Origin of the sequence: Burkholderia sp. AU44665 (genome assembly GCF_030504405.1) — a bacterium.
Classification (GTDB): domain Bacteria; phylum Pseudomonadota; class Gammaproteobacteria; order Burkholderiales; family Burkholderiaceae; genus Burkholderia; species Burkholderia semiarida.
This window is the reverse complement of the sequence record NZ_JAUJRI010000010.1, coordinates 133,214-146,588: the sequence shown is the minus strand read 5'-3', so window position 1 is coordinate 146,588 and position 13,375 is coordinate 133,214. Positions and strand designations below refer to the sequence as shown.

Here is a 13,375-nt window from a genome sequence, read left to right as displayed (position 1 = left end):
TCAGGTTCCCGACGGCGCGGCAGACGTGGCGCCTGGCGGCGGGCCGTCCCGAGGGTCGCGTTCGTCGCGCTTCACGCGGAACCACGTCGCGTACAGCGCAGGCAGATAGAACAGCGTCAGCACGGTGGCGCTCGTGATGCCGCCCATCAGCGCGGTCGCCATCGGCCCGAAGAAATTCGAGCGCAACAGCGGGATCAGCGCGAGCACGGCGGCCGCGGCCGTCAGCGTGATCGGGCGGAAGCGCCGCACGGTCGCGCCGATGATCGCGTCGACGCGGCCGTGGCCGACCGCGATGTCCTGCTCGATCTGGTCGACCAGGATCACCGAGTTGCGCATGATGATCCCGAACATCGCGATCACGCCGAGCATCGCGACGAAGCCGAACGGCTGGCCGAACAGCAGCAGCGTCGCGACCACGCCGATCAGCCCGAGCGGCGCGGTCAGCACGACCATCAGCACGCGCGAGAAGCTTTGCAGCTGGATCATCAACAGCGTGAACACGGCGATCGCCATCAGCGGCATCTGCGCGTTGATCGATGCCTGCGCCTTCGCGCTTTCCTCGACCGAGCCGCCGATGTTGATCTGATAGCCGACCGGCAACTGCGCGCGCAGCGCGTTCAGCTTCGCGTCGACCGCGTGCGTGACGTCGATGCCCTGTGCGCCGGCGCGCACGTCGGATTGCACGGTGATGGTCGGCTGGCGGTCGCGCTCCCACACGACGCCGTATTCGAGCGTCGGCGTGAAGCGGCCGAGCGAGCCGAGCGGCACGGGGCCGTTCGGCGTCGGCAGCGCGAGGCCCGCGAGCTTCGCCGGATCGACGCGGTCGGCGCGCGGCGCGCGCAGGTCGACGGCGATCAGCTTGTCGCGCTCGCGATACTGCGTGACGGTCGTGCCGGACAGCGTCATCGCGAGGAAGCTCGACACGTCCTGCGACGTGACGTTCAGCTCGCGCGCCTTCTTCTGGTCGAGCTCGAAGCGGACCGAGCGCTCGGCCGGCTCGTCCCAGTCGAACTGCACGTTGACCGTGCGCGCGTCTCCGCGCATCGTCGCCGCGACCTTCTCGGCGATCGAGCGCACCGTCGCGATGCTGTCGCCGCTCACGCGGAACTGCACCGGATAGCCGACCGGCGGGCCGTTCTCGAGCCGCGACAGCCGCCAGCGCACGGCCGGGAACTTGTCGCGCAGCGTGGTTTCGAGCCAGGCCGCGAGCTTCTCGCGATCCTCGACCGATTTCGCGGTGATCACGAACTGCGCGAAGTTCGGCAGTTGCAACTGCTGATCGAGCGGCAGGTAGAAGCGCGGCGCGCCGCTGCCGACGAAGTTCACCGCATGGTCGATCTCGGGACGCTTGTCGATCACCTTCTCGAGGCGCTCGGTCTCGCGCAGCGTCGCCGCGAACGACGCACCTTCGGGCAGCCGCAGGTCGACCAGCAGCTCGGGCCGGTCGGAGCTCGGGAAGAACTGCTGCGGCACGAGCGTGAAGCCCATCAGCGCGACGACGAACAGCGCGCCCGTGATCAGCAGCACGACGAAGCGCCGCTCGATGCACCAGTCGATCCAGCCGCGCAGCCGCCGGTAGAAGCGGGTGTCGTAGATGTCGTGCTCGTGATCGTCGGGCAGGTGCGCCTCGTGCGCGTGCCGCTTGCGCTCGGGCAGCATGTGATAGCCCAGCAGCGGGATCAGCACGACGGCCGCGAACCACGACGCGATCAGCGCGATCGCCGACACCTCGAAGATCGAGCGCGTGTATTCGCCGGTGCTCGATTTCGCGAGCGCGATCGGCAGGAAGCCCGATACCGTGACGAGCGTGCCCGTCAGCATCGGGAACGCGGTGCTGGTGTACGCGAAGGCGGCGGCGCGCGCGCGGCTGTAGCCCTGTTCGAGCTTCACGGCCATCATCTCGACCGCGATGATCGCGTCGTCGACGAGCAGCCCGAGCGCGAGCACGAGCGTGCCGAGCGACACCTTGTGCAGCCCGATGTCGAACAGGTACATGAAGAGGGCGGTGACCGCGAGCACGACCGGAATCGAGATCACGACGACCATCCCGGTGCGCAGCCCGAGCGACACGAGGCTCACGACCAGCACGATCGCGACCGCTTCGGCGACGGCTTCGAGGAAGTCGTCGACCGAGTGCGAGACCGCGTGCGGCATGCTCGATACTTCGGTCAGCTTCAGGCCGGCCGGCAGTTGCGCCTGCAGATCCTTCGATTCGGCGTCGAGCGCCTTGCCGAGCCGGATCACGTCGCCGCCCGGCTGCATCGTCACGCCGATGCCGAGCACCGCATGGCCGTTCGCGCGCATCTGCGTAACCTGGGGATCGTCGTAGCCGCGCCTGACCGTCGCGAGATCGCCGAGCCGGAACGTGCGGCCGTTGATGCGGATCAGCGTGTCGGCGATCGCGGCGACGTTGTCGAACTGGCCGCTCGGCCGCACGAACACGCGATCGTCGGCGGTCGTCAGCACGCCGGCCGACGAGATGTCGTTCTGCGCGTTGATCGCCTGCCCGAGCTGCTGCGGCGAGATGCCGAGCCGCGTGAGCTGCGCGTTGTTGACCTCGATGAAGATCCGCTGGTCGGGGTCGCCGAAATAGTCGACCTTGCCGACGCCCGGCACGCGCAGCAGCACGGTGCGCAACTGGTCCGCGTAGTCGTGCAGTTGCGCGGGCGTGAAGCCGTCGCCCTCGAGCGTCCAGATGTTGGTGTAGACGTCGCCGAATTCGTCGTTGAAGAACGGACCCTGCACGCCGGGCGGCAGCGTATAGCCGATGTCGCCCACCTTCTTGCGGATCTGGTACCAGGTCTCGGGCACGTCCTTCACGGGCGCCGAATCCTTCATCGTGAAGAAGATCAACGATTCGCCGGGGCGCGAATAGCTGCGCAGGAAATCGATGGCCGGCGTTTCCTGCAGCTTGCGGCCGATCCGGTCGGTCACCTGTTCCTGCACCTGCCGCGCGCTCGCGCCGGGCCAGAAGGTACGGATCACCATCACGCGGAACGTGAACGGCGGGTCTTCGGATTGCGCGAGCCGCGTGTACGCGAGGATGCCCGCGAGCGTCGCGAGCGCGATCAGGTAGACGACCAGCGCCTGATGGCGCAGCGCCCAGGCGGACAGGTTGAAGCGGCCTTCTTCGTGGGAGACGCTCACGATGCGAAGTCCTCCGGATGCAGCGGCGCGATCGCGCGCACCTTCTCGCCCGCGCTGACCGTATGCACGCCCTGCAGCACGACGCGCTCGCCCGGCTGCAGCCCGCGCGACACGGTGACGGTGCGCTCGTTGAAGCGCGCGACGTCGACGCGGCGCAACTCGAGCGTGTCGTCCTTGGTGCGCACGACCCACACGGCCGGCTGCGCGCCGTCGTGGAACAGCGCGGTGGCGGGCAGCGTGATCGGCTGCGCGTCGCCGGCAACCGGCGCGCCGGCGAACGCGACGTCCGCGGTCATCCCGAGCCGGATCGCGGGGTCGGGCGTGCCGAGCGTGAGCTTCACGCGCCAGGTGCGGCTTTGCGGATCGGCGGCCGGCGCGATTTCGCGCACCTTCGCGGCGAACTGACGCCCCGGCAGCGACGGCAGCGTGACGGTGGCCGCATGACCGGGCGCGAGCGACGCGAGCGCGGCCTCGGGCACGTCGCTCACCACGTCGACGTCGCCCGACCACGCGAGCTGGTAGACCGGCTGGCCGGCCGACACGTTCTGGCCGGTATCGGCCTGTTCGGCGGTGATGGTGCCCGCGTGATCGGCGACGAGCGTCGCGTAGCGGAGCTGGTTCTTCGCGAGCGCGAGCTGCTGCTGCGCCTGGTCGCGCTGCGCGAGCGCCGACGTGTAGCTGTTCTGGGTCTGTTCGAGCTGCGCGGTCGCGATCAGGTTTTCGCGGGCCTGCGCGCGATCGCGGTCGAGCTGCTGCTTCGCGAACGCGAGGCTGTGCGTCGCGGCATCGAGTTGCGCCTGCGCACTCGCGGCGTTCTTCTCGACGTCGGACGGATCGAGCAGCGCGACGACCTGGCCGACCTTCACCGTATCGCCGAGCCGCACCCGGCGCTCGATGATCTTGCCGGCGATGCGGAACGACAGCGGGGTGGCATAGCGCGGCTGGATGTCGCCGGGCAGCGTGCGCGCGGCCGCGGCGGTGTCGGCCCGTGCGGGCAGCGCGACGACGGGGCGCGGGGCGGGCGGCGCGGATTCTTTCGGATGACAGGCGGCAAGGACGAGCGCGGCGCCGATCAGCAGCGCGGCGCGGGAACCGGAGCGATTCACGAAACCCCCAGGTGAGGTGGAGCGGAACGAAGCCGGCAAGCGCGGCGGGCGCTTGCCCCAAAACGGCGCCGGCATCGGCGCACGCGGACAGACGGACAACATTGTCAGAAACTGTGGCGGATTCTAATACACACCTGTATCCGAATGCAAAGATGAATCTGAAAGGGAAAGGATGCTAGACTGCGCGCCATGAAACCACAGCGCTTAACTCGCGAGCAGAGCCGGGACCAGACGCGCGAACGTCTGCTGAAAGCGGCGCATCGCATTTTTCTGAAGAAAGGCTATGTGGCCGCGAGCGTCGAGGACATCGCGGCGGCGGCCGGCTATACGCGCGGTGCGTTCTATTCGAATTTCCGCAGCAAGTCCGACTTGCTGCTGGAGTTGCTGGAGCGCGATCACGAGGAGGTGCGGGCCGACTTCGAGGCGATTTTCGAAGGCGGCGGCACGCGCGAGCAGATGGAATCGATGGCGCTCGCGTATTACCGGACGCTGTTTCGCGACGACGAATATTCGCTGCTGTGGGGCGAGGCGAAGCTGCAGGCCGCGCGCGACGCGAAGTTCCGCGTGCGCTTCAACCAGTTCCTGCACGGCAAGCGCGTGCAGATGGCCGAATTCATCGAGCGCTTCGCCGAGCGTTCGGGCACGCCGCTGCTGCTGCCGGCCGACACGCTCGCGTTCGGGCTGATGTGCCTGTGCGACGGCGTGCAGTCGTACTACACGGCCGATCCGCAGCACGTGTCGGCCGACGTGGCCGAAGCGGCGCTCGCGGGGTTCTTCGCGCGGGTCGTGCTGGGGCGCGCGCCCGACTGACCGGCGCGCGCGGTGCGGCGGCGCGCGTCAGCGCTCGCCGGTCATCCGCCGGTACGCATCGAGCAGCGACGTCTTGTAGACGACGCCCGCGAGCGTCGGCTCGGCTTCGCTCTCGATCACCGGCAGGCGCTCTCCCTGGAACGCCATGAAGCGTTCGAGCGCGGTCGCGAGCGGCATGTCGGGCGTGAGCAGCGGAAACGGCGTATGCGCGTAGTGCGCGGCCGTCTTGTCGGCCGTGTCGCGCTTGTCGAGCAGGTCCGACGTGATGTCCTTCAGCGCGACCGCGCCGCGAAAGCGCCCGGCGTCGTCGGTCACGTACAGGTACTTCACCGGATATTCGAGAAACACGCGTGTCATGTCGGCGACGCTCGCGGTGAGCGGCACGACCGTCTGCGCGGGCTGGATCAGCGCGCGCATCTGCGTGGTGCGCAGCCGCTGCCGCTCCTGCGCGTCCTGGTAGTGATGCTGCGTGATGTCGTACATCGACGTCGTGCCCGTCGCGCGCGCGACGAAATACGCGAACACGCACGACACCAGCAGCGGCAGCACGACCTGATAGCTCAGCGTCATCTCGAAGATCATCAGGATCGCCATCAGCGGCGCCTGCGTGGCGCCCGCCATGAATGCGCCCATCCCCACGATCGCGTACGCGAAATAGGCCGACGTATGGCCGGGCCACAGCGCGTCCATCGCGAGCCCGAACAGCGAGCCGAACACGGCGCCGACGAACAGCGTCGGCGTGAACACGCCGCCGATCGCGCCCGAGCCGGCCGTCGCGGCGGTCGCGATCACCTTGAACACGAGTACCGCGACGAGCGCCTGCCAGGTCCACGGTGAATGGAGGATGTGGTTCACGACGCTGTAGCCGTTGCCCCACACGTCGGGAATCCATACCGAGATCACGCCGACGACGAGGCCGCCGAGCGCGAGCCGCACGGGCAGCGGCACCGGCAGCCGCTTGAACTGCGTCTTCGACGCGTCGAGCAGATGCAGGAACTGCGGCGCGAGCACGCCGCACAGCGCGCCGAGCACGACGAACGGCAGCACCTCGGCGCCCGTCACGGCCGGAAACACCGGCATCTCGTACGGCGGCCGGTAGCCGGCGAATTCGCGCATCACGATGTTCGCGACGACCGATGCGACGACCATCGGCCCGAAGCTCTCCATCGCGATCGTGCCGAGCACGATCTCCGACACGAAAAAGGCGCCGGCGATCGGCGCGTTGTACGCGGACGTGATGCCGGCCGCCGCCCCGCACGCGACCAGCAGGCGCAGGCGCGGCGGGTCGAAGTGCGCGAAGCGGCCGACGAGCGACGCGGCGAGCGCCGCAAGCTGCACCATCGGGCCTTCGCGGCCGATCGAGCCGCCGCTGCCGATCGTCAGCAGCGACGACACGCTGCGCCACAGGCTCTGGCGCACGGGCACGACGCCGTTGCCGAGCGCGACCGATTCCATGTAGTCGGTCTTGGCCGCCTCCTTGTCGCCGCGCGTCGCGAAGAGCAGCACGCAGCCGGCGAGGAAGCCGCCCGCGGCCGGCATCCAGAATCGCACGTACCACGGCAGGCTCCTGGCCATCTGCACGAAGCTGCCGCTGTGCCCCGAGATCAGGCGCTGCATCAGATCGATGCCTTCGCGGAACGCGATCGTCGCGAAGGCGCCGCCGACGCCGACGATGGCCGACCAGATCAGCATCGTATGGGCGTCCGACAGGCGGAGCAGCGTTCGGGCGCGAGTGCGCAGCTTCAGCAGGAACGAGAGCACGGCTGAAAGGGGGCGATGGAAAACGACGCGAAGCATAGCACCGCGCCGCGCCCGCGGGACTCTCCCGTCGGGCGCGGCGCGCGAACCGTCGCGGACGTGCGGCTCAGCCAAGCCAGTGCTGCACGGCCCAGGTGACGCCGTAGCCGCCGACGATCAGCCACACGTACAGGATCAGGCCGGTCATCAGCGCTCGCGGGCCGGCCGCGCGGATCTGCGCGACGCGCGTCTCGATGCCGAGTGCGGTCATGGCCATCGTCAGCGCGAAGGTATCGAGCACGTTCAGCGTATGCGTGACGTCCGCCGGCAGCACGTTCAGCGAATTGACGATCACGAAGCCGAGGAAGCCGAGCGCGAACCAGGGCACCGCCACCTTGCGCCTGCCTTGCGCGCCGCCGGCCGCGTCATGCGCCGAGCGCGCGGACCGGGCGAGCCACCAGCCGAGCGCGAGCAGCACCGGCACGAGCAGCATCACGCGCGTCATCTTGACGATCGTCGCGACGCGCACGACCTCCGGGCTGATGTCGCTCGCCGCGCCGACCACCTGCGCGACTTCGTGGATCGTGCCGCCGAAGAACAGGCCGAGGCCCGCCGGATCGAGGTTCAGCAGACCGGCGTGATAGGCGAGCGGATACAGGAACATCGACAGCGTCCCGAACAGCACGACGCTGCCCACGGCCATCGCGCTCTGGTGCGGCTTCGACTGCAGCGTCGACTCGAACGCGAGCACGGCGGCCGCGCCGCAGATCGCGCTGCCGGCGGCGGTCAGCAGCGCGGCGTCGCGGTCGAGCTTCATCAGCTTCATGCCGACCCAGGTGCCGATCGCGAGCGTGCTGACGACGACCAGCACCGATACCGTGAGGCCCGGCAGCCCGACCTGCGCGATTTCCTGCAGGCTCACGCGCAGGCCGAAGAACGCGACCGCGATGCGCAGCAGCTTGCGCGCGGAGAAATTGACGCCGGCCGCCCAACTGGCCGGCATGCCGTCGCGCAGGCCGTTGCCGTACAGCGCGCCGGCGACGATGCCGACGATCAGCGGCGACAGGCCGAGCCCCGCGATCGCGGGGAGCTCGGACAGGCTCGTGACGGCGGCGGCGAACAGCGCGACGAACAGCACGCCGTTCAACTGGCCGCGCATCGACGGCGCGGCATGGCTGAGATGGGGAGTCGGAGCAGTGGACATGGGGGCACCGTGATGGAGCGTGTGGCGATGGTGTAATCCTAATTTCGTTATATCGATATGAAAAATTGTGATTTGTGACGTAAACTATCCGGAAAGCCGATAATTCATCGCCATGACCCCGGATCAACTGATAACGTTCGCCGCCGTCGCCGAGCATCTGAACATCAGCCGCGCCGCCGTGGCGCTGCATCTGTCGCAGCCGGCCGTGTCGGGCCAGTTGCGGCTGCTGCAGGACGAGTTCGGCGAGCCGCTGTACCAGCGCGACGGCCGCGGCATCCGCCTGACGCCGGTAGGCGAACAGCTCGCGCAGTACGCGAAGGCGCAGCGCGACACGTTCGCGCAGGCGCGTGCGTTTCGCGACGCGGTGCGCGGGCTGGAAACCGGCACGCTGCGCATCGGCGCGAGCACGACGCCCGCGAGCTACCTGCTGCCGTACCTGATCGCGGCGTTCCAGCCGCGCGCGCCGCGCGTGTCGATCCAGACGATGAGCGGCAATACGGCCGACGTGGTCGCGGCGCTGCCGTCGCTCGACATCGCGCTGATCGAAGGGCCGCCCGGCGAGGCGCTGCCGCCGGGTACGGCCGTGCACGCGTGGCACGAGGACGAGATCGTCGCGATCGTGCCGGCCGGCCATCCGCTCGCGGCGCCTGGCCACGACGCGGGCGTGACGCTCGATGCGCTCGCCGCGCATCCGCTCGTGCTGCGCGAGGCGGGCTCCGCGGTGCGGCAACTCGTCGAGCGCGCGTTCGCGCACGGCGGCGCGCCGATGCGCGTCGCGTTCGAGATCGCCGGGGTCGAGGCCGTGAAGGAAGCCGTGCGCGCGGGAATGGGCGTCGGGTTCGTGTCCGCGATGTCGCTGCGTCACGAGGATGCGGCGCTCGTGCCGCGCTCGCTGGCGCCCGCGCCGCTCACGCGGCATTTCTCCATTCTCGTGCCGCACGGCGGCGCGCCGTCGCGAATCGCCGCGCAATTCCTCGAAATGAGCCTCGCGCAGGGCCTCGCATAGACGCTCGACGCTGCGCCGGGAACAGGTGTTGCATGCGTTCGGGCGCGTATTCGTGTGACCAGCGGGCCTTAGGGATTTCCTCTATGGCGTGGGTCTGAAGCGAAGCGCACCATCCGTCTCAAGCAAATGGAACCGGTTCCATTCCGGTTGAAAAAGGGCAACATGGCAGACATCGTGATCGTGGCGAGCGCATTCGGGATGGACCGGGTGCGCCAGGAGGGCCACAGTGCATTCATCGCGACCGTGGCGGCATCCGGTGCGACCGGGTTCGAGGTGCGGCGCGAACTGTTCGCGTCGGACGGCGATACGGCGCCCGGCGCGCTGGCCGCGCTCGGCGCGCAAATCGCCGGCCACGGACTGTGGTCGGTCTATTCGACCCCGGACTCGCTGTATACGGAAACGGGCGCGCTCGATGCCGACGCTTTGCGCGACGCGCTCGCGCAAGCCGATGCGCTCGGCGCGCGCTTCGTGAAATTGCAGCTCGGCGGCTTCGCGGGCGACGCGCACGCGGCCGAGATCGTCGCGCTGTCGGCCGGCGCGCGGGCTCGCGTGGTGGTGGAAAACGGCCAGCTCGAGGTCGGCGGCGCGTTCGCGCAGTTCCGCGGGCTGTTCGATGCGCTGGCCGATGCCGGCATGCGCGAGGCGCTCGGCATGACGTTCGACATCGGCAACTGGCTGTGGCGCGGCGAAGCGCCGCTCGACTGCGCACAGGTGCTCGCGCCGCACGTGGAATACATTCATTGCAAGACCATCGACGGCGAGGGCGCGCGTCGTTTCGCCGTCGCGCCGGCGCCGGACGACCCGCTCGTGACCGGCGTGCTCGCGGCGCTGCCGCGGCATGCGCCGCGCGGCATCGAGTTCCCGTTCGACGCGGCCGACCTGGCCGGCGATGCCTGCCGGCGTGTCGCGTGGCTCGCGACCGCGTGACGGCAGCAGGATCCTGAGGAGTTCAGTCATGAAAGCAGCACTCGATGTCGTGACCTACGGCGAAGCGATGGCGATGTTCGTCGCGACGGAGCCCGGCCACCTCGCGCACGCCGGACAATTCGCGAAGCGGATCGCCGGCGCCGACCTGAATGTCGCGATCGGCCTGTCGCGGCTCGGCTTCCGGGTCGGCTGGATGAGCCGGGTCGGTAGCGATTCGTTTGGCCGCTACGTGCTCGACACGCTGGCGCGCGAGGGCATCGACGCGTCGTGCGTGACCGTCGACCCGCGTTACCCGACCGGTTTCCAGCTGAAGTCGCGCAACGACGACGGCAGCGACCCGACCGTCGAATATTTCCGCAAGGGTTCGGCCGCGAGCCACCTGTCGTGCGACGACTACGTTGCCGACTACGTGCTCGGCGCGCGCCACCTGCACCTGACGGGCGTCGCGCCGGCGATCTCGGCGACGTCGTGTGAACTGGCGTTCCGGCTCGCGCGCGAGATGCGGGCGGCCGGCAAGACGATCTCGTTCGATCCGAACCTGCGCCCGACGCTGTGGCCGTCCGCCGACGTGATGGCGAAGACGCTGAATGCGCTCGCGACGCTCGCCGACTGGGTGCTGCCGGGCCTTGCCGAAGGGCGGCAGCTCACCGGGCACGACACGCCGGCCGACATCGCGGGCTTCTATCTCGCGCAGGGCGCGCGCGGCGTCGTGATCAAGCTCGGCGAGCAGGGCGCGTATTTCCGCACGGCCGACGGCCGCGAAGGCATCGTTGCCGGCGAGCGCGTTGAAAAGGTCGTCGATACGGTGGGCGCCGGCGACGGCTTCGCGGTCGGCGTGGTCAGCGCGCTGCTCGAAGGCCGCAGCGTCGAGCAGGCGGTCGCGCGCGGCAACCGGATCGGTGCGCTCGCGATCCAGGTGATCGGCGATTCGGAAGGGTTGCCGACCCGCGACGCGCTCGACCGGCTCGAAAATGTCAGCAATGACGCCGATCGCTTAGAGGAAACCATCACCGCGCAATGAGAGGCCGGACACGGCACAATCCGCGGGTCCATTTCGTGCGCGACGCACAGCAGTTTTGTTCGAGGCCGGGCAGGCGCCAGCGCGTCCACTCCGGTCCATATACGGAGACACTCACATGGCAGCCAATCTCGCAGCCCGTCGGTGGTGGACGATCATGCCGATCGTCTTCATCACGTACAGCCTCGCCTACCTCGATCGCGCGAACTACGGGTTCGCGGCGGCGGCCGGCATCAACCAGGATCTCGGGATCAGCAAGGGCCTGTCGTCGCTGATCGGTGCGCTGTTCTTCCTCGGCTACTTCTTTTTCCAGATCCCCGGCGCAATCTATGCGGAACGCCGCAGCGTGAAGAAGCTCGTGTTCGCGAGCCTCGTGCTGTGGGGCGGCTGCGCGGCCCTGACCGGCGTGGTCAGCAACATCCCGTCGCTGATGGCGATCCGCTTCGTGCTCGGCGTCGTCGAGGCGGCCGTGATGCCGGCGATGCTGATCTACATCAGCAACTGGTTCACGAAGAACGAGCGCTCGCGCGCGAACACGTTCCTGATCCTCGGCAACCCGGTCACGGTGCTGTGGATGTCGATCGTGTCGGGTTATCTCGTGCATGAATTCGGCTGGCGCCACATGTTCATCGCCGAAGGCATCCCGGCCGTCATCTGGGCCGTGTGCTGGTGGTGCCTCGTGCAGGACAAGCCGGCCGATTCGCCGTGGCTCAACGCACAGGAAAAGCGCGACCTCGACGCCGCGCTCGCGGCCGAGCAGGCGGCGATCAAGCCGGTGCGCAACTATGGCGAGGCGTTCCGCTCGCCGGCCGTGATCAAGCTGTGCGCGCAGTATTTCTGCTGGAGCATCGGCGTGTACGGCTTCGTGCTGTGGCTGCCGTCGATCGTGAAGAACGGTTCCGATCTCGGGATGGTCGCGACCGGCTGGCTGTCCGCGCTGCCGTACCTCGCGGCGACGATCGCGATGCTCGCCGCGTCGTGGGCGTCCGACAAGGTCGGCTCGCGTCGCGGCTTCGTGTGGCCGTTCCTGCTGGTCGGCGCGGCCGCGTTCGCCGCGTCGTACGCGCTCGGCTCGTCGCATTTCTGGATCTCGTATGCGCTGCTGGTCGTCGCGGGCGCCGCGATGTATGCGCCGTACGGCCCGTTCTTCGCGATCGTGCCGGAACTGCTGCCGAAGAACGTCGCGGGCGGCGCGATGGCGCTGATCAACAGCATGGGCGCGCTCGGCTCGTTCGTCGGCTCGTACTTCGTCGGCTACCTGAACGGCGCGACCGGGTCGCCCGTCGCGTCGTACGCGTTCATGAGCGCCGCGCTCGTCGCCGCGGTGATCCTCACGCTGTCCGTCAAACCCCAGGCGCGCGATGCGCATCCGCTCGCCGCGCCGCTGCAAGGAAAATGAAACGATGAAGCCCCGTATCGTCGCGTACAAGCCGCTGCCCGATGACGTTCTCGCGTACCTGCGCGAGCATGCGGACGTCGTGCAGGCCGACGGCGCCGACGCGCTCGCCGCCGCGCTCGGCGACGCCGACGGCGCGATCGGCGCGAGCCTGAAGGTCACGCCGCAGATGCTCCACCGTGCGCCGCGGCTGAAGGCGTGGTCGACGATCTCGGTCGGCTACGACAACTTCGACGTCGCCGATTTCACGCGGCGCGGCATCGTGCTCGCGCATACGCCCGACGTGCTGACCGAGTCGACGGCCGATACGGTGTTTTCGCTGATTCTGGCCTCCGCACGGCGCGTGGTCGAGCTCGCCGAGTGGGTGAAAGCCGGCCATTGGCATCGCAGCATCGGCCCCGACCTGTACGGCACCGACGTGCAGGGCAAGACGCTCGGCATCGTCGGGCTCGGGCGCATCGGCGGCGCGGTCGCGCGCCGCGCGGCGCTCGGCTTCCGGATGCAGGTGCTGTACGCGAACCGGTCCGCGCATGCCGAGGCCGAGACGCAGTACGGCGCCCGGCGCGTGACGCTCGACGAGTTGCTCGCGCAGTCGGATTTCGTGTGTCTGCAAGTGCCGCTGTCGCCCGACACGCGCCATCTGATCGGCGCGCCCGAGTTCGCGAAGATGAAGCGCGGCGCGATCCTGATCAACGCGTCGCGTGGGCCGGTGGTCGACGAGGCCGCGCTGATCGACGCGCTGCGTGCGGGAACCATCCGCGGCGCGGGGCTCGACGTGTTCGAGAAGGAGCCGCTGCCGGCCGATTCGCCGCTGCTGCGGATGAAGAACGTCGTCGCGCTCCCGCATATCGGCTCGGCGACGCACGAGACGCGCCATGCGATGGCGCGCTGCGCGGCGGAAAACCTGGTCGGCGCGCTGGCCGGCACGCTGCGCGCGAATCTCGTCAACCCGGATGCGCTGGCGCACGCCTGAGCCGCCTGCGATAACCGCCCTGCGCGGTTAGAGTCGATGGTCTTGGTGCCC

10 protein-coding genes are annotated in these 13,375 nt (G+C 69.0%); 6 read left to right on the top strand and 4 right to left on the bottom strand.

The window, feature by feature from the left end; all coding sequences use genetic code 11:
- Together QZM15_RS21215 and QZM15_RS21210 are read right to left on the bottom strand one after the other, a co-directional pair.
- Complete coding sequence (locus tag QZM15_RS21215) at positions 1-3,147, bottom strand: efflux RND transporter permease subunit (protein WP_060009807.1); 3,147 nt, start codon at positions 3,145-3,147, stop codon at positions 1-3.
- A complete protein-coding gene (locus QZM15_RS21210) occupies positions 3,144-4,253 on the bottom strand; it encodes an efflux RND transporter periplasmic adaptor subunit (RefSeq protein ID WP_059583447.1) in 1,110 nt (369 codons plus the stop codon). The genes QZM15_RS21215 and QZM15_RS21210 overlap by 4 nt, the downstream gene beginning before the upstream one ends.
- A 189-nt stretch (positions 4,254-4,442) precedes the next feature.
- Between QZM15_RS21210 and QZM15_RS21205 the strand changes: the two genes are divergently transcribed.
- A complete protein-coding gene (locus tag QZM15_RS21205) occupies positions 4,443-5,063 on the top strand; it encodes a TetR/AcrR family transcriptional regulator (RefSeq protein ID WP_059583446.1) in 621 nt (206 codons plus the stop codon).
- Between the two features lie 27 nt (positions 5,064-5,090).
- Here QZM15_RS21205 and QZM15_RS21200 read toward each other — a convergent pair whose 3' ends face one another.
- Together QZM15_RS21200 and QZM15_RS21195 are read right to left on the bottom strand one after the other, a co-directional pair.
- Complete coding sequence (locus QZM15_RS21200) at positions 5,091-6,824, bottom strand: ClcB-like voltage-gated chloride channel protein (RefSeq protein ID WP_196485766.1); 1,734 nt, start codon at positions 6,822-6,824, stop codon at positions 5,091-5,093.
- A 103-nt stretch (positions 6,825-6,927) separates the two neighbouring features.
- Positions 6,928-8,004, bottom strand: a complete 1,077-nt coding sequence (locus tag QZM15_RS21195) for a YeiH family protein (protein ID WP_226224573.1) — start codon at positions 8,002-8,004, stop codon at positions 6,928-6,930.
- A gap of 112 nt (positions 8,005-8,116) precedes the next feature.
- Here QZM15_RS21195 and QZM15_RS21190 point away from each other — a divergent pair, with 112 nt between their 5' ends.
- The 5 genes from QZM15_RS21190 to QZM15_RS21170 all read left to right on the top strand — a co-directional run bounded on the left by QZM15_RS21190 (position 8,117) and on the right by QZM15_RS21170 (position 13,324).
- The gene (locus QZM15_RS21190; RefSeq protein ID WP_226224572.1) at positions 8,117-9,010 is read left to right on the top strand and encodes a LysR family transcriptional regulator; all 894 of its coding nucleotides are present in this window, start codon (positions 8,117-8,119) and stop codon (positions 9,008-9,010) included.
- A gap of 162 nt (positions 9,011-9,172) precedes the next feature.
- Positions 9,173-9,937 (top strand): TIM barrel protein, encoded by a 765-nt coding sequence (locus QZM15_RS21185; protein ID WP_226224570.1) that lies wholly within the window; start codon positions 9,173-9,175, stop codon positions 9,935-9,937.
- Positions 9,938-9,965: 28 nt separating this feature from the next.
- Positions 9,966-10,958: a sugar kinase gene (locus QZM15_RS21180; RefSeq protein WP_059645878.1), complete on the top strand. Its 993-nt coding sequence runs from the start codon at positions 9,966-9,968 to the stop codon at positions 10,956-10,958.
- Between the two features lie 115 nt (positions 10,959-11,073).
- Positions 11,074-12,354 (top strand): MFS transporter, encoded by a 1,281-nt coding sequence (locus tag QZM15_RS21175; RefSeq protein WP_059583435.1) that lies wholly within the window; start codon positions 11,074-11,076, stop codon positions 12,352-12,354.
- A gap of 4 nt (positions 12,355-12,358) precedes the next feature.
- A complete protein-coding gene (locus QZM15_RS21170; protein ID WP_302107201.1) occupies positions 12,359-13,324 on the top strand; it encodes an NAD(P)-dependent oxidoreductase in 966 nt (321 codons plus the stop codon).
- Positions 13,325-13,375: the final 51 nt, after the last annotated feature.